Raw genomic sequence first — 25570 nt, forward strand, 5'->3', positions numbered from 1 at the left:
CCCGGCCACACGAGGGACGAAGCCTCGCGCGGCCGGGGTCCGCGGCGATGGGTCAGGCGATGGCGCTAGATGCGGCCGGTGGAGGCGGCGCGTTTGCGGCTCAGGGCGTCGACGCTGGCGGCGACGGCGAGCACGCAGCCGGTGACGATGAACTTGGTGCCGGCGCTGTAGCCCATGAGGCCCATGCCGTTGTCGATGACCGCGACCACGGCGCCACCCAGCACGGCGTCGATGATCCGGCCCTTGCCACCGAAGAGGCTGGTACCGCCGATGACCGCGGCGCCGACCGCGTAGAGCAGCGTGTTGCTGCCACCCGCGTTCGGGTCGACCGAGGTCGCCCGGGACGCGGCGATGATGCCGCCGACCGCCGCCATCGCCGAGCAGATGACGAAGCAGGAGATCCGGATGTTCACGACGTTGATGCCGGCGCGCCGGGCGGCCTCGGCGTTGCCGCCGACGGCGTAGATGTGCCGCCCGTAGGACGTGCGGTTCAGGACGTATGTCCCGACGACGACCAGCACCAGGATGATCGGGATGACGATCGGCACGCCCTTCAGCGAGACGATCGCGGTGCGCGAGCGCTGCAGGTTGAGCGCGTAGACCGCCAGGCCCGCGAGCACCGCCAACGCGCCGGTGCGGACGGCGATGACCGAGAACGGGTCGGCCTGCAGGCCCCCGCGGCGGCGGGTGGCGCTGCGCATCAGCTGGCTCGCGCCGAACCCGAGGACCACCACCGCGAACAGGATCCAGCCACCATAGGTCGGCAGGTTCTTGTTGGAGATCGCGACGATGGTCTCGTCCCTGATCGAGATGTTCCCGCCGTTGCCGATGATCAGCAGGACGGTCCCCTGGAAGGCCAGGAATGCCGCCAGTGTGACCACGAACGACGGGATACCGACTCTCGCGACCAGGAACCCGAGCACCAGTCCGATCACGACGCCGGTCCCCAGCCCCGCGAGGATCGAGACCCACCACGGCTGGCCGTGCTCGGCGGTCAACGTGGCCATGACGGCGGCGCAGACGCCGGAGGCGAAGCCGGCCGACAGGTCGATCTCGCCCAGCAGCAGGACGAAGACCAGGCCCATCGCGATCACGGTGACGGCCGCGCCCTGCGTGAACAGGTTGGCGAAGTTGATGGCCGAGACGAACCTCGAGCGCAGGATCGCGAACGCGACGCACAGCACGAGCAGGCCCAGGATGGCGGGCAGCGCCCCCATGTCACCGCCGCGCACCTTGCTGATGTACTCGCGGCCGTAGTCGACCAGACTCGGGCTCTCCACCTGCACGGTGCTCTCGGTGCCGGCGGGCGCCGGCGTGCCCGGCGCGGCGGGCTCCTTGCTGAGGTTGGGGGCGACTTCGGTGGCGCTCATGCCGAACCTCCGCTGGTCGCCGCCACCGCGCCGGACGCCGCGACGGTGTCGCCCTCGGCACCGTTCGCCACTGTCTTCTTGTCCGGCGGCGCGCCGGTCGTGATCATTTGGATGACATCCGAGACGGTGACGTCGGCCGTACGGACGTCGGCGGCGACCCGGCCAAGGTAGAGCGCGCAGATCCGGTCCGACACCTGAATGACGTCCCGCATGTTGTGCGAGATCAGGACGACGGCGAGGCCCTGGTCGGCGAGCGTGCGGACCAGCTGGAGCACCTGCTCGGTCTGCGCGACGCCGAGGGCGGCGGTCGGCTCGTCCAGGATCACGACCGTGCTGTTCCACAGCACGGCCTTGGCGATGGCCACCGTCTGGCGCTGGCCACCGGACAGACTCGCCACCCGCTGCCGCAGCGACTTCACCGTCCGGACCGAGAGCCCGGCCAGCGTCTTCGCGGCCTCCTTCTCCATCGACGCCTCGTCGAGGGCGGCGAAGCGGCCGCGCTTCTCCCGTCCGAGGAACATGTTCTGGACGATGTCCAGGTTGTCCGCGAGCGCCAGGTCCTGGTAGACGATCTCGATACCGAGCGCGGCCGCGTCCTTCGGCAGATGGACCGAGACCGGCTGGCCCTTGAACAGGTAGGCGCCGGAGTCCATCGAGTAGATCCCGCCGATGCACTTGACCAGCGTCGACTTGCCCGCGCCGTTGTCGCCGACCAGCGCGGTCACCTCGCCCGCGTTGGCCGCGAAGTCGATGCCGTTCAGTACCTCTACCGGGCCGAAGCTCTTGTGGACGCCGCGCAGTTCGAGGACGGGCGTCCCCGGCGGTGGATGGTCGCTCATGCTCACTCCTCGCCATGCGCGGATCGGCGGCCCGGGTCCCTGCCGGATCGGGGACGGGTTCCTGACGGATCGGTGACAGGGTTCCTGCCGGATCGACGGAGTCGATCTGGGAGGTCAGCGATCTGGCAGGTCCGTGATCTGGCAGGTCGTATTGGCACGCGGACGAAGCGGATGGTGGCGGTGGGTGGATGTGTCCTGGATTACAGATCGATAGCAGTATGGGCGGCTCTGCACCGCTAAAACAGCGTCCGTGACCAGCTGAGGCAGGGACGACGTCCGCGGGCGGCGACACAGTACCCACCCCCCGCCGACCTACCGCAGCCCGCAGCCGACCCACCCGGCCACCCACGGCCCGCCCAGCGCCGGGTCCCCGGGTTCGGGTGGGCCAGCCCCTGCGGGCGGACCGGTGAGAACTAGCTCAGCCCGTCGCCGCCGGCACCTCGGGGAGGGGCCGCCGGAGGCGCGAAGAAGAACATTTTCGCGCCTCCTTTGGTCCTGTACTCCCAGGGAGGTGGCCGCCGGAGGCGCGAAGAAGAACATTTTCGCGCCTCCTTTGGCCGTACTTCCGGGGAGGTGGCCGCCGGAGGCGCGAAGAAGAACATTTTCGCGCCTCCTTTGGCCCGGTACTCCTCTGATCCCTTAGGAGATGCCGGCGGTGGTGCAGAGCGCCGCGAACTTGCCGGTGCAGAGCTGGGCCTTGGTCACGTAACCGTCGGCGAGGACGTCCTTGACGTTGTCCTTGTAGATCGCCACCGGCTGCAGCAGCACGGACGGGACGTCCCGGTTCCCCTCGGGGTCGTGGATCGTCTGCGGGGCGTCGCCCTTCTCGCCCTTCGCCAGGCTGATGGCGAGCGCGGAGGCCGCGTCCGCCTCCTTCTTGACGGCCTTGTACACGGACATGCACTGGTCGCCGGCGAGGATGTTCTGCAGCGCGGGGGTGGTGGCGTCCTGGCCGGTGACCGGGACCTTCCCGTTGAGGCCGTTCTTGGCGAGGATCGCGAGCGCCGCCTGGCCAAGGCCGTCATTGGCGGCGAGCACGCCACCGATGTTCGGCTGCTGGGTCAGCATCTGCTCGAAGATCGTGCCGGCCTGCTGGTTGTCCCACTTGGGCACGGACTGGTCCGGGCCCTTGACGAACGAGCCGTCGTCGTACTTCGGCTTGAGGACCGAGTCGTAGCCCTGCTTGAACAGCGTGGCGTTGTTGTCGGTCGGCGAGCCGTTCAGCTCGGCGATGATCGGCTTCTGCGCGTTGGCGTCGGTCAGGCACTTGACCAGACCCTCACCCTGCAGCTTGCCGACCGCGACGTTGTCGAAGCTGACGTAGTACTGAGCGGAGCCGCCGAGCGTCAGCCGGTCGTAGTCGATCGTCGCGACGCCCTGTCCCTTCGCCTTGTCCTCGATCGCCTTGCCGGAGCCGGAGTCGAGGTTAGTGATCATCAGCACGGTGACACCGTTGGTGATCATCTGGTCGGCGATGGTCTGCATCTGCGTCGCGTCACCCTGAGCGTTCTGGATGTCGTACGCGATGCCGGCCTTCTGGAACGCGGCCTTCAGCAGCGGCTCGTCGGCCGTCGCCCAGCGATCGGACGACTTCGTGTCGGGCAGGATCACTCCGATCTTGCCCTTGACCGCGCCGCCTGAGGCGCCGGCGGACGCGCCGCCACCGTTGTCGTCGTCGCCGCCACCACCACAGGCAGCGATCCCGAGCGCGAGACAGGCTCCTGCCGCCGCGACTCTTAAGAGCTTCGTGCGCATCTGCGTAGGCCCCTTCCTTGGGCGAAACAGCCCAGGATGCGGATGCTAAGTTGTGCGGCAGAACATATTCGTGTGATCAGCCTCACGCAAGCGAATGTCGCCATCAACCGGAAATGGTGACCCTGTGTACATACATAGCCACTTATCGACATCTGCCCGCTCCGCCAGACTGGGCATGTGATGCGCTTCCCGCGGCCACACCCAAACATCTCAGGGATCAAGCAGGAGGAGCTACGCCGCCACAACCTCAGCCTGCTGCTGCGCTACGTCCATCTGGCCGGGCCGACACAGCGCGCCACCCTGACCGCGCAGACCGGGCTCAACCGCAGCACGATCGGCGCGCTGGCCGCGGACCTCGCGAGCACCGCCGGGCTCGTCCGGGAGGAGTCGCCCGAGGTGCGCTCGGGCGCGGGCCGGCCCTCGTTCGTCGTCGTGCCGGAAACCGAGCGCTACCAGGTGCTCGCGTTCGACCTGAGGGTGGATCGGATCGTCGGCGCCAGGGTCGGCCTCGGCGGCACGGTGCTCTCCAGGGACGTCGTCCCGCTGCTGCCGGACTGCCGGGACTTCGACGAGGTCGTGAAGCTGACCGCGACCACCGCGCGCCGGCTGGTGGACGCGCTCGGCCCACAGGCCCGCTGCGTGGGGGTCGGGATCGCCACCCCGGCGGTGGTGCGCGGTTCGGACGGATTCGTCCGGTTCGCGCCCAACCTCGGCTGGGAGGAGCGGCCGTTCGGTGAGGCGCTCGGCGTCGCGCTCGCCGACGTGCTGCCCGGCAGCATGCTCGACGATGCGGGTGTCCTCGTCGCCAACGACGCCGATCTCGGCGCTCTGGCCGAGCAGGCCAGGGGCGTCGCCCGTGGCCACGACGACATCGTCTACCTGTCCGGCAACGTCGGCGTGGGCGCGGGGATCATCTGTGGTGGCCGGCCGCTGCGCGGCCACGGTGGCTACGCCGGCGAGGCCGGGCACATGGTCGTCAACCCGGCCGGCCAACGCTGCCGCTGCGGCGCGCGTGGCTGCTGGGAGACCGAGGTCGGCACGGACGCCGTCCTGCGCGCCGCTGGGCACGAGCCGGGCGACGGCACCACCGTCCAGGACATCGTCGCCAGCGCGCAGGCCGGCAGCCCGCGCGCCCGCTGGGCGCTCGACGAGGTCAGCCGCTGGCTCGCCGTCGGCGTCGGCAACCTCGTCAACCTGTTCAACCCCGAGCTGGTGATCTTCGGCGGCGAGCTGCGCGACCTGCTCGCCTTGATGGAGCACGACATCGTCAGCCGGATGGGCGCCGGCGGCCTGACCGTGTCCCGCGAGCACGTCGCGCTGGTCCCGTCCGCGCTCGGTGGCGACTCCGCGTTGTTCGGCGCGGCCGAGCTCGCCTTCGCCCGCCTCCTCGACGACCCTCTCGGCGTGGCCACGAGCCTGGCCGCCATGGGCGGCTGATGCCGGCTCCGCCGGCCCGCTGACCTACTGGCGCGCTGACCTACTGGCGCGCCGACCTGCTTGCACGCTGACCTGTTTGCACGCTGACCTGCTGGTCCGCGCCGGCGGGCCGGCGGACCGGCGGCCGGCGGACCCGTCCGTCCGGCTCCGGCCGACGCCTGGCGGACGTCAGTTCACGGGGTGTTCTCGGCGCAGCAGCGGCAGGACCCCGTCGAGGACGCCGGCGAAGGCGGACCTGGTCAGCGGGTCCGGCTCGGCGGCGACCAGGTCCGCCGCGACCGCCCAGTCGGGCGGCTCGGCCGCACCCGACAGCGCCCAGGCCGCCTGCCTGGCCGCGCCCCTGGCGACCCACTCAATACCGGGGTCGGGCAGCACGACGGGGAGCCCCAGTACCGCAGGCGCGATCTGGCGCACGGCGCGCGACCGGGCCCCGCCACCGACCAGCACCGCCCGGCGCACCCGCACACCGTGCCGGCGCAGCGCGTCGACACCGACGGCCAGGCCGCACAGCACCCCCTCCACCGCCGACCTGGCGAGGTTCTCCCGGGAGAGGTTCCCGCGGGACAGCCCGGCCAGCAGGCCGCGCGAGCGAGGCAGGTTCGGCGTGCGCTCGCCGTCAAGGAACGGCAGCAGCGTGAGCCCGCCGGCCCCGGGCTCGGCGGCCAGCGCCAGTGCGTCGAACCCCTCGAAGCTCACGCCGAGCAGTTCCGCGACGGTGGTGAGGACCCGGGCGGCGTTGAGCGTGCAGACCAGCGGCAGGAAGCGCCCGGTCGCGTCGGCGAAGCCGGCGACCAGCCCCTCCGGGTCCCGCGTGGGCACCTCCGACGTCGCGAAGATCGTGCCGCTGGTACCGACCGAGACGATCACGTCACCGGGCAGCGGGCAGATGCCGAGAGCAGCGGCCATGTTGTCGCCGGTGCCCGGGGCGAGCAGCGTGCCGGGGGCGGCGACCCGAACGGCCTGGGCGACGACCTCGTGGGGGGCGGCGGCCCTGGGGAGCTCCAGCGGGTGTCCGAGGGCGCGGTCGACGAACTCGGGGAGGTAGCCGCCGGTCGACGGCGACCAGTAGCCGGTGCCGGAGGCGTCACCTCGGTCGGTGGTCCTCGGCGCGTTCACCACGCCGGCCTCCTGGCCGTTGCCTCCGCCGCCGCCCGCGAGGCGCCAGGTGAGCCAGTCGTGCGGGAGCAGGACCGAGCTGGTCCTGGCGGCGTTCGCCGGCTCGCGACGGGCGAGCCAGCGCAGCTTGGTGACGGTGAAACTCGCCGTCGGCACGCTTCCGGTGGCCGTCGCCCACTTCTCGGCGCCGAGCTCGGCGACCAGGTCGTCGGCGTCGTCGGCGGAGCGCACGTCATTCCACAGCAACGCCGGGCGCACCGTGCGGCCCACGTCGTCGAGCGCGACCATGCCGTGCTGCTGGCCGGCGACCGAGAGCGCGGCCACCCCGTCGAGCAGCCCGCCTCCAGCCGCCACGCGCAGCGCGGACCACCAGGCCTCGGGATCGACCTCGGTGCCCTCGGGATGGGGAGCCGCCGCCGACCGGACGACCGTGCCGTCGGCCGCGTCACACACCACGATCTTCGTCGACTGGGTCGAGGAGTCGACTCCGGCGACCAGCGTCACGAGCGACCGCCGATCCCCGCCCGCCAAGCCGTGCGTCGCTCTAGTTGAGCGGCCGGTGGGAATGGTGAGCAGGCCGGCTCGGGCGGCGAGGGCGACATCCCGCAGAACGCCGACATTCTACCCGTTTCTGCACGGTTTCCCATTTCTACTGGATGTTCACAAGCAGAGACAAGGGGTTGCATGGCGGCTCCACCTGGCCTATTTGTTGTAGCCACCACCAAACTAACCTTGAGGTGACGCCATGGCCAGCGATCTGACTCCGACCCGGGCCGACCGGTTCAGCTTCGGCCTGTGGACCGTTGGCTGGCAGGGCCGCGACCCCTTCGGCGAGGTGACCCGGCCGGCGCTGGACCCGGTGGACACCGTCCACCGCCTCGCCGAGCTGGGTGCCTACGGCGTGACCTTCCACGACGACGACCTGATCCCGTTCGGGGCGGACGACGCCGAGCGGGACCGGTACATCAAGCGGTTCCGGGCCGCGCTGGACGAGACCGGTCTGGTCGTCCCGATGATGACCACGAACCTGTTCTTCCACCCGGCGTTCAAGGAAGGCGCGTTCACCGCGAACGACCGCGGCGTACGTCGGTTCGCGCTGCGCAAGACAATGCGCAACATCGACCTCGCCGCCGAGTTCGGCGCGAAGATCTATGTCGCCTGGGGTGGCCGGGAAGGCGCGGAAAGCGACGCGGCCAAGGACCCGCGCGCGGCGCTCGACCGCCTCAAGGAGGCCGTCGACGTCCTGTGCGAGTACGTCCGGGAGCGCGGCTATGACATCCGGTTCGCGCTGGAGCCGAAGCCGAACGAGCCACGCGGCGACATCCTGCTGCCGACGATCGGCCACGCGTTGGCGTTCATCAACCAGCTCGAGTATCCGGACATGGTCGGCCTGAACCCGGAGGTCGGCCACGAGACCATGGCCGGGCTCAATGTGGTGCACGGCTACGCACAGGCGCTGTGGGCCGGCAAGCTGTTCCACATCGACCTCAACGGCCAGCACGGCCTCAAGTACGACCAGGACCTGCGCTTCGGCGCCGCCGACGTGAAGAGCGCGTTCTTCCTCGTCGACCTGCTGGAGAGCGCCGGCTACGACGGCCCGCGGCACTTCGACTTCAAGCCACCGCGCGCCGAGAACGTCGACGGCGCCTGGGTCTCGGCCGCCGCCTGCATGCGGACCTACCTGATCCTCAAGGAGAAGGCGGCCGCGTTCCGCCAGGACCCGCGAGTGATCGAGGCCCTGGAGGCGGCCGGCGTAGGCGCCCTCTCCACCCCGACCCTCGCCCCCGGCGAGACCCTCACGGACTTCGTCGCCGACCGCGGCGCCTACGAGGACTACGACGCCGACGCCGCCGGCGCCCGCGCCGTCAACATCGAACACCTCGACCAGTTGGCCCTCGAGCACCTCTTCGGCGTCGCCTGAGGTTCTGGGCTCCGGTGCCCCGGCGGCACCGGCACTTGCTCAGCCCTCATCCGCTTCCCTGCGCGGTGGCCCCGTCCCCGCCACCGCCGGGCATCGGCCTGGCGTGGTTCAACGGATGGGCGAGCACCCCCTCATCGACCCTCTCGCCATCCTGTATGCTTCTGCTCGAAGTGCTGGACGGGGCTTGCAACGTGAGTCGCGGCGGTAAGATCGAAAATTGAAGATCGTTGCTTGGTCCCGTGGTGAAGTCTGGAGTTCACGCCGCCCTGTCAAGGCGGAGGTCGCGGGTTCGAATCCCGTCGGGACCGCGCACAACGTCCGTGGTGGTCGAGTATTCGAGTGCCCCGGACGTGTCGTCTGGGGGCAGGTAGCTCAGTCGGTACGAGCGTCCGCCTGAAAAGCGGAAGGTCGGCGGTTCGACCCCGCCCCTGCCCACCGTCACATGCAGGCAAGACAGAAGCCACCGGCGGCGCCGGTGGCTTCCTTGGTCTCAATCCTGGTCTCAGTTGCCCCCGGCTACCCCGTCGGGGCCAGGGCGCCAGCCGCGCCGTCGTCCCCCTCGTCGTCCGGGCTCGGCGTCTGCCAGAGCAGGCCGCCGACGAGATCGGCGATGCCGGTCAGGACCTCCGTGGGCACGTGCTGATACCGGGTGGCCATGCTCGCCTGAGACCAGCCCATCACGTCCATGACGGCGCGAGTCGGGACCTTCAGGACCAGAAGCATCGTCGCCGCGGTGTGCCGCGCGTCGTGCAGCCGCGCCGGGCGTACGCCGGCCTCGGTAAGTAGGCCGCGCCACTCCTCGTAGTCCGCCCGGGGGTCGATGGGCTGGCCGGTCGGCTGAGCGAAGATCCATCCGCCGTCGGTCCAGAGGTCCGCGGCTTCCGTTCGTTCCTGGTCCTGGGCAAACCTGTGCAGCTTGAGCCAAGCGCGCAGGGGTGCCGGTAGCCCGATCGCGCGGCGGCCGGCGCGGGACTTGGTCTCAACGACGACCAGGCCGCCGCTGTGCCGGTCCGGGCAGTCGGCGCCGCGTTTGCCGCCGCACGGCTTCGTGCATCCGTGCCGCCAGGTCTGGCGCTGGATCGCGCGCCGGATCGTGAGGGTTCCCGCATTCAGATCGAGGTCACGCCACTGGAGGCCGAGCGCTTCCCCCTGGCGGATGCCCAGCGCCAGCGCCAGAGCGAACCGGACACCGTTCCGCCGTCCGCCCGCGGCGGCAAGGATGCGCTTCGCCTCGTCGACCGTGAACGGCTCGATTTCCTCTTCGACCAGCCGCGGCGGCTTGGCGATGGTCGCCGGGTTCTTCACGATCCGCCCGCGCCGCTCGGCCTCGTTCAGGGCGGTGCGCAAGGTCCGGTGAATCTGGTGGACGGTCGCGGGCTTCAGGTTCTTCCGGCTGGCCTTTACGTAGAACTTCTCGATGTGGTCGGCCTCCAGCCGGTCGATCCGGTGCGCGCCGAGCCCGGGAATCAGGTGGCGTCGGACCGCTGTTTGATAACCGGCGTACGTCTTTGGCCGGACACTCGGCGCGGCGATGTTCTCCAGCCAATGCGACAGCCAGGCGTCCAGCGTCATCGCGCGCCCCGGACGCTTCGCCCGGCCGGCATCGCGTTCCGCTTCGAGCTTGCGAACCTTGCGCATGACCTCCGCTTCGGTCGTCGCGCTGACGTGGCGGCGGTCTGGGCGGCCGTCGTCGCGGGCGCCCATGGTGACGCGCCCGTGCCAGCGGCCGTCATTCCCGTGGTAAATCGACGCGGCACCGTTCGGTGCGCGGGTGCCGGCCTGTCGCTTCCGGGGCATTGGTGGTCCTTTCAGGCGGCGGTGGCGCTGGCTGGGGTCAGGCTGGCGGTGTAGGAGTCGAGATCCGTCGTACGGATGCGGCGCAGACGTCCGATGCGGACGGAGCGCAGGGCGCCGGTGCGGATGAGGGCGAACGCCGTGGTGCGCCCGATCCCGAGACGTTCCGCGGCTTCCTCGACGGTGAGAAGGAGCTTCGGGGCGGCCGGTGCGGTGGTCATGGCAGGGCTCCTCGTCGTCGCGGTGGTCATGCAGTGGCGGCCGGCTGGCGAGGATCGGGGACGGGTGAGGCGGGGGTGACGTCCCATCCGTCCCAAGCCCGTTGGCGCTGGTCAGCGCGGGACGGATGGGTGAGCTGGGACGGGTCAATCCGTCCCAAGTGGTGAATCCGTCCCAGGGCTGAACTGGGCTGGGACGGGTGGGACGGGTCGCGCGTCTGCTCTGGCGGGGCGGGCTCGGGTGGGCAGTAGCGGCGCCATGCGTCGGCGAATTCGGCGCGGGTGTAGCCCTTGGCTTGGGTGCCGTCCGGGAATCGGATGTTGGCGCTGTGGATGCCGTAGTCGCGCAGCATGACGGCCAGGCGGCGGCCGGTGAGTCCGGCGGGGCCGTGCTCGGACCAGGGCGCTTCGGGGTCGGTGTTGAGTAGCTGCAACAGGTGCGCGGTGGGGATGGCGTCCTGGCCCGTGAACGCGGTCCGGCAGTCGAGAAGTAGGCGGGTGCGCAGCGATGCGGTGTCGGCGTCGTCGGGGTTGGCAGTGAGGGCGACAACGGCGCCGCGGGCGAGGTCGGGCCACGCGCCGCCCGCGTGGTCGGCGACGGCGACAAGGGGTTCCCAGGTGTCTGCGGCGCGGTCCTCGACCGGCATGGCGGGCTCGGCCCGTTCGAGTGCGATGAGGGCGGGGCGCAGCCAGGCGGCCAGGTCTTCGGCGACGGCGCGCAGCGTGGGCCGGTCGCGCCGGTGGCGGTAGGGCGCGACGGTTTCGCCCGGAGCGCGGCGGCGCATGTGGATGACGACGGCCCGGTCCTCGATCGTGTCGGGCATGGCGCCGATTCCGGCCAGCGCAGCCATGGCGAACGTCGGGCACCGTTCCAACTGGCGGTTGACGTTGTCCCAGCGGATGGCGGGCCGGTTGCGCTGGTGGCCGGCGTTGAGCAGGCCGCGTAGGTCCTCGTTGGCGTCGGCGGATTTCGTGGAACCGAAGATGGTGTCGGCCTCGTCGACCAGCAACGTCGGCGGGTCGTCGTCAATGCTGCGGTAGATCGCCGCGGTAGAGGCATTCACGGTGATCAGCGGCCGGAAACAGGTTGCTTCGACGACGTCCAGCAGGCGGGATTTCCCGCAGCGCTTTTCCGGCGCTCGGATGACGAGGCGGGGAGCGTGCGCCCATGCGGGCTGAGCGTGCGTAGCCGCGATCCACAGCACGACGGCGATGGCGGCTTCCTCGGACGGGAGGATGACGTAGCGGGCGAGCGCGGCGCGCAGGTCGTCCAGGACGGCCTTACCGGACGGGGCAGGGCGATCGGTCCGGGCAGTCATTGCGTTGCTCCTCGTCGCTTTTGGGGGTCATAGGCGAGACGCCGAGACGGCCGTAGAGCACCGATTTCCAGCGGGCTGGGGTAATGGGCTGGGGCGGCTCGGGTCATGCGGGCACCGTTCGGGGGCGTTTCGCTCCGGCGCGTAGGCCGGAAGCGATGGTGATCAGGGCTTGGCGGTCGGAGAACGCGCCGGCCGCGATGTGTCCCGCCGCGCCCTGTTTCAGCTCTGCCGTGACGTCGGTGGCGGAAAGCGCGCCACCGGCGACCAGTTGCCCGAGCGCGACCGCGGCTCGGTAAAGCGCGTTGTTGCGGTCGCCGTCGGACGCGGCGGTGACGAAGCCGACTTGGCTGCGGATGGCGGTGGCCAGGTAGGTGCCGCGCCGGTCGGCGGGAACGCGGGTAGCACGGGCGGGTGCAGGCGGTGGTGTGGTTGGCCGGAGAGGCTGAAACAGCCAGTCGGGGAGTGGGGTCGGTGGAAGGTCTCGCGTGAGGGTGTAGGGCCGTCCGGCAACGGCGGTGCCGGCGGCAACGACCTGGCCGCCCCACGCGCGGGTGTCGATCCAGGGGCCGAGGGTGCGGCCGGTGTTCGTCAGTCGGATGTCGGGTGGGGCGGTGTAGTAGAGGTGCCAGCCGCCGCGGCCGGTGCGGACGAGGTAGGTCGGGGGCACGGCCTCCCCGGCGCGTTCGGCAAGGATGCGCAGCACGTCGGTGCCGCACCGGGCGCCGGTGGTCGCCCATGCGCCGGCCGGTGGTCGGTCGCCGGGCTTCGGGGTGTCGAGGTCGACCACGACCAGACCCGACGGGCCGGTTGCGATCCCGACGCCGTGATTCGGATGGGCTGACCAGTGGGCTTCGACGGCGGCCAGGTCTCGGGTTGCGTGTGCCTCCCAGCCGCGGTGTCCGTCGGCGCAGATGCCTATGCGGGGGCAGTGGTCGGGGCCGTGCGCCAGGGGGCGTTTCTCGCCGGGGCGCAGTGGCAGGACGTACCAGCCGCGGAACGCGGCGTTCAGCGCGGCGGCCAGGTTGCCGGTGGCGACGTGCCGGCGGTGCGGGTGGAGTGGGGACACGGGGGACTCCTCTCGCCGGGACTCGGGGGCGATCCCTGGCCCGCCTGTGGGTGGGCCAGGGGCGGGCGATCAGCGGAGGCGGCGCAGGGCGTTGGTGAGTCGGCGGCCGGCGCGCAGGGTGAGGCCCGTGTAGTCGCAGTGCCGGCACGGCCGCGGGCGGCGCGTCACGCGGCTGGTCGTGCGGCCGGTGCCTTCGCAGTGCCGGCACGGCCGGAACGGTCGGACCCAGCACAGGAGCCCGTAACCGATAGTGATGGCGATTAGAGGGATGGTCAGGGGTCCGAGCAGGGCGGGGATGTGGGTCACGAGGGGCCTCCTGAGCGGGTTTTGGGCGCGCTCGACCACGGGCCGCTAGGCGCTAGGGCGCTGGCCAGGGGTTGTGAGGGGTGCTAGCGGGGGTGCTAGGTCTAGCGGGGGTGGCCGCTAGACCTAGCGGGCCGGACTTGCCGGCTACCCGTTCCGCTTCCGATCACGCTCGGTGATCGCGTTGAGGATGTCGGCGTGGACCACGCCACGACGGTTGCCACCCTTGCCGGTGGTCGGGTCGGTGCCCCAGATCTGCCCGACGCTGATCTGGTGTGGGGACAGCGCGGCGGTGAGCTGAGCCGGCTTCCACCCCGCGTAGGCGTCCGGCCGGTGCTCGGCCAGGCGGACGCATAGGGTCTCGTTCCAGACCTTGTCCTCGCCGAGCGGCCAGACCGCGGCGACATCGGCCAGGACGTCGAGGACCTCGGCGGCGCGAGTGCGCTCAGTGGGAGTGGGCAGAGTGCCGGCACCGGTGCGCAGCTCGACCGCGCGGGCGACCACGCGCGCCAGATCGGGACCGGCGACGTAGAACGACCGGTCCGCGCCGGGCTTGCCGAAGCCCACGAGGATGCCCCAGCCCGCTTCGGTGACAGGCTCGAACACGGTGGCCCGATAGCCGTTCTTGTAGGCCGACGTGCCCAGGATCATGTCGTTAGCGGTCTGATCCGCGACCGACAGGCAAAACCGGCTGTTGACGTTGCGGGTGATCCCGGTCGGCAGGGAGTCCTTGTCCGGGATCTGCGTGCCCAGCAGGATCACCACGCCGAGCGCCCGACCGAGCTTGATCGCTCGTTCCAGCGTCTCGCCGGCGGCCTTGCCCCACCGGGACGTGAACAGCTCCTGTGCCTCGTCGATGAACACCACCAACGGGTGCAGACCCGAGCCCTTCAGCGACGCCAGCTTCGGCGTGACCTTGCCCTCCGGCGCCATGCCCCGGGCGCGGTAGTAGTCGATGCGCTCGGACCGTCGCTGGCACTCGGCGTAGACCCAATCGACCATGCCGGCGGCGCGCTCGATCGTGTCGTCGTCGAACCCGTTGCCGTACTCCGTCAGCACCGGCTCAAGGTCAGCGAAGTCGCCAACGCCCTTGAGTTCGTAGCCACGGATCTCGACGCGCGGGTCGAGCGCGGCGGCCAGGACCAGGAGTCGCAACGCGAACGTCTTCCCGCTTCCGGGCTGGCCGCCGAACAGCCAGTTGCGGAACATCAGCGACACGCAGACCGTGGTCATCCGCGGCGTGGTCGCGAACGCGAACGGCTCGAACACGTCGACCTTGCCGGACCGGATCAACGGCCAGGCAGGCTGACGCATCTTCGACGCGGGCTCATGCCCCACCCACAGCGCCAACCGACCCGTGTGACCGGACGCCGGCTCGGGCCAGACCTGATCCAGCGGCAGCCGAAGCCCCGACGCCAGGCGACCGCGCCGGGCGACGACTTCGGCGGCCTCCACGCCGTAGGGCAGATCGACGACGGCCAGGTGGCCGGGGCCGTCGCGATGAATCTCCATCGGGAACGAGATGGCACCGGGGTCCTTCGCAACCGCGCTGTTGATCCCAGCCAGACCGATCGAGGTCAGGGCACGGCGGACCAGTTCGGCGGTGAGCTTCCGGTAGGCGGCGCCCTTGCTGACGCGGTCGACGATCGGCCGGTCCGCCGGACGGCCGAACCGCGCCAGCCCGACCACGGTGGCCACCATGACCGCCAGGCGGAGCAGGGACGGCCACGGGCCAAACCACAGCACCGCATAGGCCACCAGCACGAGCACCGCGCCGACGATCAGGATCGGCCACCGGGTGGTCGACTGCCGCTGACGGGCGCGGTCGAGCTGCAACCACGCGGGCGCGTCGTTCCGCCGCGCCGCATCCTGGCGCAGCGCCCAGTTCCCCTCCTCCGCGGTCGCCCACCGCAGCAGCCGGCCGACCAACCGGAAGAGCCCCACCGTCGCCCAGAACATGGCGAGCACGAGGTACTTCGGGGCGCGCAGCGCGTGGAATCCCGCGACGTAGCCGGCGTGCCGGCTCGTCTGGCGGACGGCGGCACGGATCGTGGCACGCGACCGCAGCCAGCCAGGCACCATCGGAGCGCGCACCGGACGCGTCACGCCGGCCGGTGCGCCGGTCTCGTCCGGCGGGTCAACCGGCGCGCCCAGTGCCGCCGGCTCGACCGCAACCGACTCACGGTCGGTGTCGTCGCCCTCGTCTCCAGCCTCGTCGGGGGCCGAACGCTGGGCAGGGATGGGGCGACGGGCGCGGGCCGCGCCCAGGTCGACGACGTCCGCGCTCGGCTCGGTGGTTTCGGTCGGGAAGACGTCGAGCGGTTCGAGGTCAGGGGTCCACCCGTCAGGCTCGGGCGAAGCGCCCGGGTCGAACGGGTCCGTGGTCGTCATGATGGGGACGTCCTTCCATCCGGAGGGGCAGGCCGGGGCGCGACGGGCAAGTCTTGGCGGGCTGTACCGCCGCGCCCCGGAACCAATGGGGTGCAGGTCAGGCGGCCACCGGCGTAGCGGCATCAGCCGCGGCCGGCGGGGCGGTCGGGGTGCGCAAGAGGCCCTGAGCGGCCAGTAGCCGGCGGGCACGGTCCGGGCCGCACGAAAGCGCGGAAACCATCCGGCCGATGGGGACGGTCCCGTCCGCATCGCGCGGAACGTCGGCCAGAGCGGCGATCAGTTCGGCGTCGGTACGCCGCTTCGACCCGGGCTTGGCGGCCTTACCGGTACGGCGGGATGGCGCCTTACCAGTACCCCTACCGGTACGGGCCACCGGCGCCGCGCCGGTAGCGGCCAGCGCTGGCGCACGGCCACCCGATGGCGCCGCGGCGGCCGGCGCCGTGCCATCTGCCAGGGACTCGGCGGCGGGCTCGTTGGCTGCGGGGGCGTGCGGTCGGGTGGCCTTGGTGAACGCGACCAGCGCGAATGCGACCACCGGCCAGACGGCCATGATCTGCACCCACGGGCCGGGGTTGGCGGCCAGTCCGGTTGCGGCGGCCAGGTTCGCCGCGCCGGATATCCCGATGGCCGCGATCAGGGTCAGGACCGGCGGGAACATCAGCCACCATCGGCGACCTGTCGCCGGGACGTGGCGGGAACGGTGACGGATCTCCAGGATTGACGCGATCGCCATCAACTCGCCGGTCGAGGCGATCAGCCAGTCCGCCCAGTCCGGCTGGTGCGCCCAGTGCGCGACGTCATGCACGTGGGCGAACGCGACCGCGAACACTCCCGCGCCCAGCGCCACCGGCAGGCACGTGGACACCGCAGGCTCAAACCGGCCTGCCCACCGCCGCCGCGGTCCGCTCGTCGTAGTCATCGGAGCCCGCTCCCTTCAGGCCGAACGGCGACGGATCGACGGGGCAGGGACCAGGCGGGTCGGGTCAGCGTCGGCGGCCTCGAAAGCCGTGGCCACGGCGGACAGCCGGCGGCGGCCAACCGAGAGTCGGCGGGCGGCCAGCCCGTCGGTGTAGTCAAGGGCGACCGCGGCTTCGGCATCGACAACGGCGATTTCGGCCGCGATCAACGGCCATTCCGCGTCGATCGCGGCCAGGTCGCGGTCGGTGGGCTCCCGGTCGAACGTGTCGGCCTGCTCCGCGTCGTCCGTGAACCGAGAACGAACGTCGGCACGCCTGTTGGCCGTTCGACGCGGCCCGGCGCTGGGCCGATGTCCGTCCTTCTGGTCGACAGACACGGACCCGATCACGGGGTCGACGGCCGTACCAGTCCGGTTGAGGGCATGCTTCATACCGGGTCTGACCTCCAAGCAGGTCGGATCAAGGACCCCGGCCGGTGGTGGAGTCACCGCGTCGGGGTCCGCTCGTTCCGGGGCGGTGGAGTCGCCCCAGAAACGGAGAAGGCGGCGCCGGTGGCGCCGCCAACCCGCACTCAAAGTGCGGGTCGCACCTTGAGTGCTGTCTAGTACTTTCTGTACGGGTCTTCTACGCGATTACCCCGCATCGGTCGGCCAAGCCGCGTAGGTCCTGGTCAGAGCGCCATCCAGGGTCCTGGAGTAGGTCTCGAACCAGGACGCCGACTTTTGGGTGGTCTCGGATCTGCTCGGGCGCGATCCGCTCGGCCTCCAGAAGCGCCGCGATCGCGTCCCCACGGTCACGGCGCTGAGCGTGCGCACGGGCGACGTCCACCAGGAAGCGCGAACGCCGCTCGGCCGACAGCCCAGCAGTGTCCACACGGCCAGCGCGGTCGAGCGCATCGCCAGCGTCACCCAGCTCCACGGCGACCGCGACCGCGTGCAGCGCGACGTTCGCCGGACCGAACTCGAGATTGAAGTCGTTCCGACCAGCGCCCACGGCCTCGGCGAGTGTTTCAGCCTCCCCGATCGCCTGCCAGGCCGCGCGCCGGTCACCGGAGCGGGCAGAAATGACCGACTGAACCAGGCACAACGCGCCTAGCGCCGACTGCGCCTCGACCCCCAGCCCCGGCGGGCCGGAGCGCAGCGCATCGGCGGCCACCGTAGCGGCGTGACGGGCTTGCTGGTAGCGGCCGGCGCTGAGGAACGTGTGCGCGAGGCGGTGGTGGCCGGCGGCCACCAGGCCGAGGTTCCCGGCGCGTTCTGCCGCGAACAAGGCGCGGTCCGCGGCAAGCCACGCGACTTCGATGTCACCGACCTTGACGAACAGTTCCGTGACGGCCTGGTAGACGCCAGCCAAGGCCCTGGCGACCGCCTGACGCTGATCAGGCGCCGCGGAGCGAACCGCGGACTCCAGTTCGCTGATGAGCGGCACGAGCGCCGGGCCAGCGTCCGCGTAACGGGACGCATGGACCAGCGACCAGGCGTCATCTGCTCGGTCCTGGACGTCCTGCGCGGAGGGGACCTCGGTAGTCGTCTCCGAAAACAGCAGCGGCAACGCTGGATGACCGGTCAGCGCAAGGCGAAGCGAGGTTCGCCACGACTCGGCGTCAGGCTCGACAGGCTCAACCGGCGCGTCTGGCGCGAGATCCGGCACGGGAACGCCGAGTACATCGGCGACCTGAGCGAGAACCGACAGTCGGTCGACTTTCCGGGTGTTCCGCTCAACCTGCGAAACCCAGCTCTCCGATCGACCGATCAGCCGGCCCAGCTCGACTTGGGACAATCCGCGCCGTTTGCGGTAGAAAGCGACCCTTTCGCCCAGCGAAGGGAGAGGATCTGTCATGGCGCACCGGCCGGCGTGCCCTTGCCATCGGCAACAGTCACGAACTCAACCCGCGGTGGGCCGGAAAGGAAATCCTCACGAGCCGAGAGGAAGGCCCGAACGTGGTCCTGGCGCTCGTGCTCGTCGAACGCCGCTCGGTCGCGGTACACCTCGTAGAAGATCCGGGCGTCAGGATCGCCGTCTACGGTGTGCGTCAGGTATAGCAATGTTCCTGGCTCGGATGACACGATAAGCGGCAACGTCCGGGCCACCAGCCCGTCGAACCCTTCGGCGGCACCGGGCCGCAAACTGAACCGGACTACCAAGCCGAACATAGATCCTCTTCCTGTGGACGGACGTCACGAGTCCAACGATCCTTCCACAGGTCACATTCCCACGACTACCCCGCACTTTTGGTACGACCCAGCCACGTCGAGTCGCTAGATCAACGGGGTGCGACGGCATCAGGGGGCGCGGGTGTGCCGCTCCAGCCATTCCAGGTGTCGGGTACGAGAGCAGCGACCACGGCCGCGAGTACGTCTCGGTCCGACGCGACGTCGTCCGCCGGTCCGTAGGCAAGGATGATCGTGGTGTCGCCGAAGATACCGACGAGCATCGCCCCCTCAGGAAGCTCGGCGACCTGCGCAGCTAGCTCAGCGGCCGTGGAGCCGGGAGTCACCGTGACGGTGGCTACCGGGCCGTGGGCGCTCATACCGCCACAGCCGGCCGCGCCGGCCCCAGTCCCGCGAGGAACGCGGGAACCCGGAACCTGTCGGTGATCTCCCAGACCACCCAGGACCGCGACGCCCCATCCGTGGTGACGATCACCGGGTGCGGAACGATCACCACACCGGCGTCCCGCGCGCATGGGGGTCGCACCGCACACGTGATCACGGCACCCGGGCCGTCCCACAGTCCGCGCTCGTCGACGAGCAGCCGCGCGACCTCCAACGCCAGCGCGCTCCCAGCGGGAGAGACCAGCGTCGGGCAGACCGTCAACGCGCGCCCTTCGCCCCGGGCCGCCAGCGACCGCGCCACACTGTCCGGCCAAAACCGCTTGGCCGCGACGAAGGTCGGCACGGGTGACGCGTCCACGAGAACTCCCGCGCGTGCGGGAAGCTGCCGCGGTTGCCCGTCCACCGGTACAGGTCCCAACCCGTTGCCGTCCAACTCGATTGTCACCACCTGTCCGCCACCGCCCGCCTCCTCTCGACCCGATGCCGGGATCACCAATCGAGAGGCGTGTGCCGGACTCCCTGCGGAACCCTCATCCATCGAACGATTCCCTCCCGTGTCATCCAGGGGTCCGCGGCGGTCCGCCTCCGCCTACCTGCCCGGCGGGCTCCGTCGCTCCGCAACCCCATCGTCACGGTAATGCCGATCGCACATATTTGACTACCCAGTACTATTTGTACGACTCGACCGATGAAGCCTCGTACAGGACGTACGTTCGAGTCCCAGGCGCACCGAGCGCTGACGCTCCTACCCGATCGGAGCAGCGCGCTATCGTTCGCGCAACAGCGCAGAAGGGGGCACTAGGGGCGTGTGCCGCTCAGAGGACCTAGGTGCTCTGCGGCAACCATGACTCTCGGCAGACCATGGACACATTCGATCTTAGGCGACTCACCGACGTCGACTTCGAGCTAATCTGCAAGGATCTATTCGAAGGCATTCTTGGTGTCCACCTCGAAGTCTTTTCACCGGGGGCAGACCAAGGCATAGATCTGAGGCACGTTGCGGAAGGGTCTGGCTCGACTACAGTCATCCAATGCAAGCATTGGGCCAGAGCCGGTCGAGCAAAACTCCTGGCTCACATGCGGAACATCGAGCTGAAGAAGGTCCAGCGACTTCGCCCATCGCGCTACATCCTTGCATGCTCCGTCGAGCTTACTCCTAATGCGAAGCGCACCCTTCTGTCGGACCTGAGCCCCTACATTAAGAATAGTGGGGACATTTATGGAATCCAGGAGATTGAGAGCGAACTACGGAAGCGTCCTCAGATCATCCAGAGCCATCCACGGCTCTGGCTTAATAGTACAGCCATTCTACAGGGGGTACTTGCAAAAGATATCTTGACTAGATCTAGTGCTTTATTCGATGAGATCGATCACAGTCTAAAGTGCTATGTTCCCAGCGAGAACCTGCCACGCGGCCGTGAGATCCTGGAGGACTCTCACACTCTCTTAATTTCTGGCGCTCCCGGAATTGGAAAGACGACGCTAGCTCACGCGCTCCTTGCGGACTATGCGTCGCGCGGGTTCGATGTGGTCGATATATCGGCTGATGCTAGCGAGATAAACCGACTCTGGCTACCAGGCGCTCGCCAAATCTTCTATTACGACGACTTTCTAGGCCAAGCAACGCTCGTTGATAAGTTTCAAAAGAATGAGGAAAGCCGACTCCTTAACATCATCCGTCGCGTGAAATTTGCATCCGACAAGCGTTTGATTCTCACGACGAGAGAGTACATTCTGGCGCAGGCCCGTCAGCAGTACGAAAAATTGGCGGAGACCGATCTCACTCCCCTAAAATACGTAATGGATCTGGCCGATTACACGCCTGAGATCCGCGCACAGATACTCTACAATCACATCTATTTCTCAAACCTTCCCGACGAGAATAAGATAATCTTCGCGGACCCAGCCCATTATCGTCGAATAATCCGCCACAGCAATTTCAATCCCCGCATTATCCAGGTCAGCGCCAACAAGCACGCACCGGGAGAGGCACCGGAAGCGACCGCTCAGCGGCTACATGACGATCTCCAAGATCCTCGTCGGGTCTGGGAACATGTCGTCAAGAACCAGCTCGACGACGCTACAGTCGCCCTTCTGGAGATCGTCTTCTCGCTTGGCGAATTTCCGGTAGACGGGCTCCGCGCCGCATGGCTCGCATATACCTCACCTGTCGGAGACTCTAGGTCCTTTCGGCGCGCGATCCAACTCTCGGAGGGAACACTCGTAAAAGTCATAAATCGAGCCGACGGGCCGTGGCTCGATTTCCACGACCCCTCTGTCCGTGACTACATGATTGGCTACCTCTCCGATCATCCCGAGGTAGTCGGAAGACTCGTTGAGAAGGCAATCTTCTTTGAGCAAATATGGGGTCTATGGATTCTGGCGGAGAGCGATCGTGGAAATTCAGTGATTGAGAAGCTCCGAGGGTTGCAGATATTAAGTAAATGCATCAAAAAGACATTCGACTCACCTTATCTTCGGAGCAAGAACGCGAACTGGCGCCTCGGCAGGGCGAATGCAGTTCTTGCGATTGGAGAAAGATTTGACTCTCCCGACCTTTTCGACTTCATAGACTCTAAAGTCCTTCGATATGTCGACTTCAATGAAGATGCCGCTGGCTCCGACGAGGTAGCAGAACTGCTTAGACGCCTGTCAGACTCGGAGTATAAGTCAGCACAGAAACGAGCAATCTCTCTCGTCGGACGTGCCATCGACTACATCACAGAAGATGCCGATGATCTAGATGGGAAGTCGTATGCAGAGGCCGTCTTGATGACCTTGTCGGAGGTCGCGCTCGAAGAGGTTCGCAGCGAGGCACTGAGCGCCGCCTCTAGCATCGGCGACAGTATTCACGACAGGATATCGTATACTTTCGATGAGTGGAGAGCTGGTCGAATCGAGTCTTGGGACATGGGAGATGTGATTGAGCAGGCGTCCCATTATGAAAATCCCGAAGAAGTCTTCCCTGGGTACTTCGATGTCACGTCCGATATATCTGCTATGAAAAGCTACATGGCCGACGATGAACCACCATCGGATACCCGCTTGAGGGAGATTGAAACGCCACCGTCGGTTGACCACATTCTTGGGGCTTTGAGAAATACTATCGAGTAGCCGTCCGTGATCTGCGCCGATGGACGGCCGGCCCACGGACCAAACTCACGTGCAAAGCCGGTGAGTTGCTGAGCGGTTCGTTCTGAAGATCACGAGGCGACATACCACCGGCCGTGCCGTGCTGGCGCCGTGCTCGCGCCCGGCTAACTGGGTTCACCGCGGACGTCACCAGTCAGCCATGGATCGCCCCCCAATAAATCAACGGTTCAACTCTCGTCGCAACCGCGTCCGCTCGGCCCGGAGATCTACCGAGGCAATATCGTCCCGGAGGGCGGCACTCACTATGGGCCAAGAGAATGAGGTTTCTTGGCCCTCGAAATCCCAGCATGAGTCAAGATAGTCGCAGAATTGCCTCGCCCGCTCAGTCCTGTCTTTAATTGTATAAATATCACGTATCTTTGCGCGCACGACAGGGTCGGTTATCGGGGTATCGACTACCATAGCGTCAAGGTATGTAAAATAGGCCATCATCCGCTTGTACATGTATGCACCCGCCGATGTGACACGGAGTTTTCGCGGCCCTCCCTCGCGGCCGGACTGCAACAACTTCCTATCGATGCTTCTATCTATGTGACTCTCAATCTGCTCAGCGGAATAGCCGAGCGCTTGCAAGTGCTGATACATGGCGCCCTCGTCAATGAAGCCGTCCGAGATAGACGCAGCCTGCGCTTGGCAAGCGGCTAGAAGGATCGGGGTCAGAAAGTGCTCACGCCCATCGACGCTGAATATGTCGTACACATTTGATACCTCCGAAGCCTGCGGATCGTAGTAGGAATAGTCGCCGTACATCACGGACCGAATAAACTCGTGCATCGGTACCGTGTAGAGGTCGCCCCTTTCATATGCTTCGAGGATGCGCGAGGTTGCCACGTATCCACTACCAACAAATGTCGTCACAAAATCTAGAGCCCGTCGGATACTACCAGAACTCAGGTTCTCGACGAACTCTTTCAGTTGTTCGTTAGAATTGAAAGCCTCTATCAGCACATCCAAATAGGCAAGCAGTTTATCCGAGTCAATCGTGAGGTTCTCCGGCATAGACTCTAGGCGCCCTTTTTCCAAGAGCTGATCTCTTGCAAAAACCAGTCGCTTAGAAATGACCAACTCGGCTCGGGGCGGCGAAACCGTAAAAACCCGAGGCTGATATGCAGCAACCGAACCAGCCTTCCTCGACCTAAAAAACGTATCTGGGCGAAGCGAAATAAATACGGCCGCCGGCCACGTATCAGCCAAGCTCTGCCCTACGACGAAAACCCGCTCCTGCAGCTCGGCTTCATGATGGTCAACGTTATCGAGAACAATCACGAAACTCATCTGCTTTTCATGCTTGTCGCGCCGCGTACGCAGGTGGCTTAGACTCCGCCGCATATGCCCGAAACTGTCGTCGACTAGGCTAGCTAGCATCTCACGTTCGCGGCGTGCATACTCGGCCGGTTCGGCATCGCCGTAAAGACCCTTACGAAACTTATTGATCTCCTTGTTGTAGACAGCTCGAATGAAGCTGGCCTCCCTTACGTCGATACCGGTTTCTTCTAGTCCGAACTTGCGAGTGCTCGAAGATCGCTACGCGCACAGCCTGGCACTTTGGCCTGTGTTGTCCGAAGTGTAGTCAGTAGGTTGCTTGATCGGGATCTTGCTGGATGGGATCATCGACTCGTGGCGAGGCAAACGGGTGCTATGCACGTGGACCGGATTGTCAGTCGGCAGACGAACGCGGCCGGCGAGCCGCGGGAGTACGTGTCGCATCTGGTGCGGCGTACCTTCCGGGAAGACGGAAAGGTCAAGAACGAGACCATTGCGAACGTCTCGCACCTTCCGCCGGCGGCCATCGACGTGCTCAGGAAAGCGCTCGCGGGCCGGACGCTGGTCGATGTCGAGAAAGATGTCGAGATCGCTCGGTCTCTTCAGCACGGCAATGTCGCCGCGGTCATGACGGTCGCCCGGCAGCTCGGCCTGCCGGCACTGCTGGGGCCGGCTGGGCGACAGCGGGATATCGCCCTAGCGCTGATTGTCGCCCGGATTATCCAGCCCGGTTCGAAGCTCGCCACCAGATCCTGGTGGTCCGACAACACGCTCGGCGCGGACCTGGGGATAGACACGGCGTCGACCGACGAGATCTATGCCGCCATGGACTGGCTGCTACACCGGCAGGACGACATCGAAAGGCAACTCGTGGGCCGGCATCTCGTCGACGGCGGCCAGGTTCTTTTCGACCTGTCGTCGTCCTGGATGGAAGGGCACTGCTGCCCGCTGGCGTCCCATGGCTATTCCCGTGACGGCCGTCGCGGGCTCGAGCAGATCGAGTACGGAGTCCTCACGGACGCCGACGGCCGGCCTGTCGCGATACGCGTCTTCCCCGGTAACACCGGCGACCCGTCCGCGTTCATCGAAGCCGTGCACGCCGTCCAGAAAACGTTCCACCTGAAGAGTGTGATCATGGTCGGCGATCGAGGGATGATCACGTCGGCGCGTATCAGGGCGCTCCGCGAGTCCGACGACCTGGGATGGATCACCGCCCTGCGCGCGCCCCAGATCGCCCAGCTCGCGGCCGTGGACGGCCCGCTGCAGCCGACCCTGTTCGACGAGACCAACCTCGCCGAGATCCGCCACCCGAAATTTCCCGGAGAGCGGCTGATCGCCTGCCGGAACCCTTTCCTGGCAGCCGAGCGTGCCCGCAAGCGTGACGAACTGCTCGATGCCACCGAAAAGGCGCTCGCCCCAGTCGTCGCCGCCGTCACGGAAGGCCGGATCGTCGGCGCCGCGGACATCGGCATGAAGATCGGGAAGATTGTCCACAGGCGGAAGATGGCGAAGCACCTCGAGATCACGATCACGGACGCCGATGTCACCATCGCCCGGCGGGAGGAGAGCATCGCCGCCGAGGCGGCGCTCGACGGCATCTACGTCGTCCGCGCCGAGGAGAAACACGCGAGCGGAATGCGCGGAGACGAGATCGTCACCGCGTACAAGAACCTCTCCCAGGTCGAACGAGTCTTCCGTACGATCAAGACGACCGACCTTCAGGTGCGACCGATCTACCACTACCTGGAAAACCGGGTCCGCGCACATCTCTTGATCTGCTCCCTCGCTGCCTACATCACCTGGCACCTGAGGAAACGGCTCGCCCCCCTCACCTTCACGGACGAGGAGCCGCCAGGCCGCACCGACCCGGTCGCGCCCGCTCTCCGTTCCGAGGCCGCCAACCGGAAATCCACACGCAAGGAACAGCCCGACGGAACGCCTCTTTACAGCTTCCAGGGCCTCCTCGCGCACCTGGCCACCCTGACCCGCGACGAGATCCGCATCAGCGGCGGCGGCAGCCTTCAGCTACTCACGAACGCCACCGAAACCCAGAGAAAGGTCTTCCAGCTAATCGGCGCGCCTATCTCCAAGACCGTTGGTAGTCAGTAAGACGATCAATGGCTGCCGCGAACCCGCAAGTCACGAGCCCGCAG

The 25570-nt window shown here is 67.6% G+C and carries 21 protein-coding genes, 2 tRNA genes and 1 pseudogene; 6 read left to right on the plus strand and 18 right to left on the minus strand.

Annotated elements, in window-relative coordinates:
* Window positions 1-65 precede the first annotated feature (65 nt).
* From QOZ89_RS41255 to QOZ89_RS41265, 3 genes are all read right to left on the minus strand, one after another.
* On the minus strand, window positions 66-1370 hold the full coding sequence (locus QOZ89_RS41255; RefSeq protein WP_312629600.1) for a sugar ABC transporter permease: 1305 nt from the start codon (window positions 1368-1370) through the stop codon (window positions 66-68).
* Entirely contained in the window at window positions 1367-2209 is an 843-nt protein-coding gene (locus QOZ89_RS41260; RefSeq protein ID WP_071046973.1) for an ATP-binding cassette domain-containing protein, read from the minus strand. Before QOZ89_RS41260 ends, QOZ89_RS41255 begins: the two co-directional genes overlap by 4 nt.
* 639 nt (window positions 2210-2848) lie before the next feature.
* Window positions 2849-3964: a sugar ABC transporter substrate-binding protein gene (locus tag QOZ89_RS41265; RefSeq protein WP_071046972.1), complete on the minus strand. Its 1116-nt coding sequence runs from the start codon at window positions 3962-3964 to the stop codon at window positions 2849-2851.
* 180 nt (window positions 3965-4144) lie between these two features.
* Between QOZ89_RS41265 and QOZ89_RS41270 the strand changes: the two genes are divergently transcribed.
* Entirely contained in the window at window positions 4145-5401 is a 1257-nt protein-coding gene (locus QOZ89_RS41270; protein WP_071046971.1) for an ROK family protein, read from the plus strand.
* Window positions 5402-5569: 168 nt separating this feature from the next.
* Here the strand turns inward: QOZ89_RS41270 and xylB are convergent, their stop codons facing one another.
* Entirely contained in the window at window positions 5570-7021 is a 1452-nt protein-coding gene (gene xylB, locus QOZ89_RS41275; protein WP_071046998.1) for a xylulokinase, read from the minus strand.
* A 241-nt stretch (window positions 7022-7262) separates the two neighbouring features.
* Here xylB and xylA point away from each other — a divergent pair, with 241 nt between their 5' ends.
* The 3 genes from xylA to QOZ89_RS41290 all read left to right on the plus strand — a co-directional run bounded on the left by xylA (window position 7263) and on the right by QOZ89_RS41290 (window position 8873).
* Entirely contained in the window at window positions 7263-8438 is a 1176-nt protein-coding gene (xylA, locus tag QOZ89_RS41280) for a xylose isomerase (protein WP_312629606.1), read from the plus strand.
* 233 nt (window positions 8439-8671) lie between these two features.
* Window positions 8672-8746: transfer RNA gene (locus QOZ89_RS41285), tRNA-Asp, on the plus strand.
* 53 nt (window positions 8747-8799) lie between these two features.
* A tRNA-Phe gene (locus tag QOZ89_RS41290) sits at window positions 8800-8873 on the plus strand.
* Between the two features lie 81 nt (window positions 8874-8954).
* Here the strand turns inward: QOZ89_RS41290 and QOZ89_RS41295 are convergent.
* The 13 genes and pseudogenes from QOZ89_RS41295 to QOZ89_RS41350 all read right to left on the minus strand — a co-directional run bounded on the left by QOZ89_RS41295 (window position 8955) and on the right by QOZ89_RS41350 (window position 19359).
* The gene (locus QOZ89_RS41295; protein WP_312629608.1) at window positions 8955-10235 is read right to left on the minus strand and encodes a tyrosine-type recombinase/integrase; all 1281 of its coding nucleotides are present in this window, start codon (window positions 10233-10235) and stop codon (window positions 8955-8957) included.
* Between the two features lie 11 nt (window positions 10236-10246).
* On the minus strand, window positions 10247-10453 hold the full coding sequence (locus QOZ89_RS41300) for a helix-turn-helix domain-containing protein (RefSeq protein ID WP_312629610.1): 207 nt from the start codon (window positions 10451-10453) through the stop codon (window positions 10247-10249).
* Window positions 10454-10479: 26 nt separating this feature from the next.
* Complete coding sequence (locus tag QOZ89_RS41305) at window positions 10480-11769, minus strand: DUF3631 domain-containing protein (protein ID WP_312629612.1); 1290 nt, start codon at window positions 11767-11769, stop codon at window positions 10480-10482.
* Window positions 11770-11872: 103 nt separating this feature from the next.
* Window positions 11873-12835 carry a bifunctional DNA primase/polymerase gene (locus QOZ89_RS41310; RefSeq protein WP_312629614.1) on the minus strand — a complete coding sequence of 321 codons (963 nt, stop codon included), beginning with the start codon at window positions 12833-12835 and terminating at the stop codon, window positions 11873-11875.
* Window positions 12836-12904: 69 nt separating this feature from the next.
* The gene (locus tag QOZ89_RS41315) at window positions 12905-13141 is read right to left on the minus strand and encodes a hypothetical protein (RefSeq protein ID WP_312629616.1); all 237 of its coding nucleotides are present in this window, start codon (window positions 13139-13141) and stop codon (window positions 12905-12907) included.
* Between the two features lie 144 nt (window positions 13142-13285).
* Window positions 13286-15529 (minus strand): FtsK/SpoIIIE domain-containing protein, encoded by a 2244-nt coding sequence (locus tag QOZ89_RS41320; RefSeq protein WP_312629618.1) that lies wholly within the window; start codon window positions 15527-15529, stop codon window positions 13286-13288.
* Window positions 15530-15626: 97 nt separating this feature from the next.
* Window positions 15627-16394, minus strand: a complete 768-nt coding sequence (locus tag QOZ89_RS41325) for a hypothetical protein (RefSeq protein WP_312629620.1) — start codon at window positions 16392-16394, stop codon at window positions 15627-15629.
* A 69-nt stretch (window positions 16395-16463) separates the two neighbouring features.
* Complete coding sequence (locus QOZ89_RS41330) at window positions 16464-16823, minus strand: DUF6284 family protein (protein ID WP_312629622.1); 360 nt, start codon at window positions 16821-16823, stop codon at window positions 16464-16466.
* Between the two features lie 247 nt (window positions 16824-17070).
* Window positions 17071-17997 (minus strand): hypothetical protein, encoded by a 927-nt coding sequence (locus QOZ89_RS41335; RefSeq protein ID WP_312629624.1) that lies wholly within the window; start codon window positions 17995-17997, stop codon window positions 17071-17073.
* A 99-nt stretch (window positions 17998-18096) separates the two neighbouring features.
* Window positions 18097-18285, minus strand: a pseudogene (locus tag QOZ89_RS48485) (helix-turn-helix domain-containing protein); the annotation flags it as partial.
* The gene (locus QOZ89_RS41340) at window positions 18282-18599 is read right to left on the minus strand and encodes a putative quinol monooxygenase (RefSeq protein ID WP_312629626.1); all 318 of its coding nucleotides are present in this window, start codon (window positions 18597-18599) and stop codon (window positions 18282-18284) included. The pseudogene QOZ89_RS48485 and the gene QOZ89_RS41340, both read right to left, overlap by 4 nt.
* Before the next feature lie 110 nt (window positions 18600-18709).
* Window positions 18710-18976, minus strand: coding sequence for a hypothetical protein (locus QOZ89_RS41345; protein ID WP_312629628.1), 267 nt, complete (start codon window positions 18974-18976; stop codon window positions 18710-18712).
* Complete coding sequence (locus tag QOZ89_RS41350; protein WP_312629630.1) at window positions 18973-19359, minus strand: hypothetical protein; 387 nt, start codon at window positions 19357-19359, stop codon at window positions 18973-18975. The genes QOZ89_RS41345 and QOZ89_RS41350 overlap by 4 nt, the downstream gene beginning before the upstream one ends.
* 503 nt (window positions 19360-19862) lie before the next feature.
* Here QOZ89_RS41350 and QOZ89_RS41355 point away from each other — a divergent pair.
* A complete protein-coding gene (locus QOZ89_RS41355) occupies window positions 19863-22115 on the plus strand; it encodes an nSTAND3 domain-containing NTPase (RefSeq protein ID WP_312629632.1) in 2253 nt (750 codons plus the stop codon).
* A 198-nt stretch (window positions 22116-22313) separates the two neighbouring features.
* Here QOZ89_RS41355 and QOZ89_RS41360 read toward each other — a convergent pair whose 3' ends face one another.
* Window positions 22314-23429 carry a hypothetical protein gene (locus tag QOZ89_RS41360; protein WP_312629634.1) on the minus strand — a complete coding sequence of 372 codons (1116 nt, stop codon included), beginning with the start codon at window positions 23427-23429 and terminating at the stop codon, window positions 22314-22316.
* 369 nt (window positions 23430-23798) lie between these two features.
* On the opposite strand from QOZ89_RS41360, the gene QOZ89_RS41365 reads away from it, so the two are divergent.
* Entirely contained in the window at window positions 23799-25526 is a 1728-nt protein-coding gene (locus QOZ89_RS41365; RefSeq protein ID WP_312623741.1) for an IS1634 family transposase, read from the plus strand.
* Window positions 25527-25570 lie beyond the last annotated feature (44 nt).

This window comes from Pseudofrankia coriaricola (assembly GCF_032027725.1).
Taxonomy (GTDB): domain Bacteria; phylum Actinomycetota; class Actinomycetes; order Frankiales; family Frankiaceae; genus Pseudofrankia.

Excerpts from the sequence above, each read along its gene's own strand:
- QOZ89_RS41345 (WP_312629628.1), bottom strand. The coding sequence starts at position 18,976 with ATGAGCGCCCACGGCCCGGTAGCCACCGTCACGGTGACTCCCGGCTCC.
- QOZ89_RS41300 (WP_312629610.1), bottom strand. The coding sequence starts at position 10,453 with ATGACCACCGCACCGGCCGCCCCGAAGCTCCTTCTCACCGTCGAGGAA.
- QOZ89_RS41260 (WP_071046973.1), bottom strand. The coding sequence starts at position 2,209 with ATGAGCGACCATCCACCGCCGGGGACGCCCGTCCTCGAACTGCGCGGC.
- QOZ89_RS41340 (WP_312629626.1), bottom strand. The coding sequence starts at position 18,599 with ATGTTCGGCTTGGTAGTCCGGTTCAGTTTGCGGCCCGGTGCCGCCGAA.
- QOZ89_RS41320 (WP_312629618.1), bottom strand. The coding sequence starts at position 15,529 with ATGACGACCACGGACCCGTTCGACCCGGGCGCTTCGCCCGAGCCTGAC.
- QOZ89_RS41360 (WP_312629634.1), bottom strand. The coding sequence starts at position 23,429 with ATGAGTTTCGTGATTGTTCTCGATAACGTTGACCATCATGAAGCCGAG.
- QOZ89_RS41270 (WP_071046971.1), top strand. The coding sequence starts at position 4,145 with ATGCGCTTCCCGCGGCCACACCCAAACATCTCAGGGATCAAGCAGGAG.
- QOZ89_RS41355 (WP_312629632.1), top strand. The coding sequence starts at position 19,863 with ATGGACACATTCGATCTTAGGCGACTCACCGACGTCGACTTCGAGCTA.
- QOZ89_RS41265 (WP_071046972.1), bottom strand. The coding sequence starts at position 3,964 with ATGCGCACGAAGCTCTTAAGAGTCGCGGCGGCAGGAGCCTGTCTCGCG.
- QOZ89_RS41255 (WP_312629600.1), bottom strand. The coding sequence starts at position 1,370 with ATGAGCGCCACCGAAGTCGCCCCCAACCTCAGCAAGGAGCCCGCCGCG.
- QOZ89_RS41295 (WP_312629608.1), bottom strand. The coding sequence starts at position 10,235 with ATGCCCCGGAAGCGACAGGCCGGCACCCGCGCACCGAACGGTGCCGCG.
- QOZ89_RS41305 (WP_312629612.1), bottom strand. The coding sequence starts at position 11,769 with ATGACTGCCCGGACCGATCGCCCTGCCCCGTCCGGTAAGGCCGTCCTG.
- xylA (WP_312629606.1), top strand. The coding sequence starts at position 7,263 with ATGGCCAGCGATCTGACTCCGACCCGGGCCGACCGGTTCAGCTTCGGC.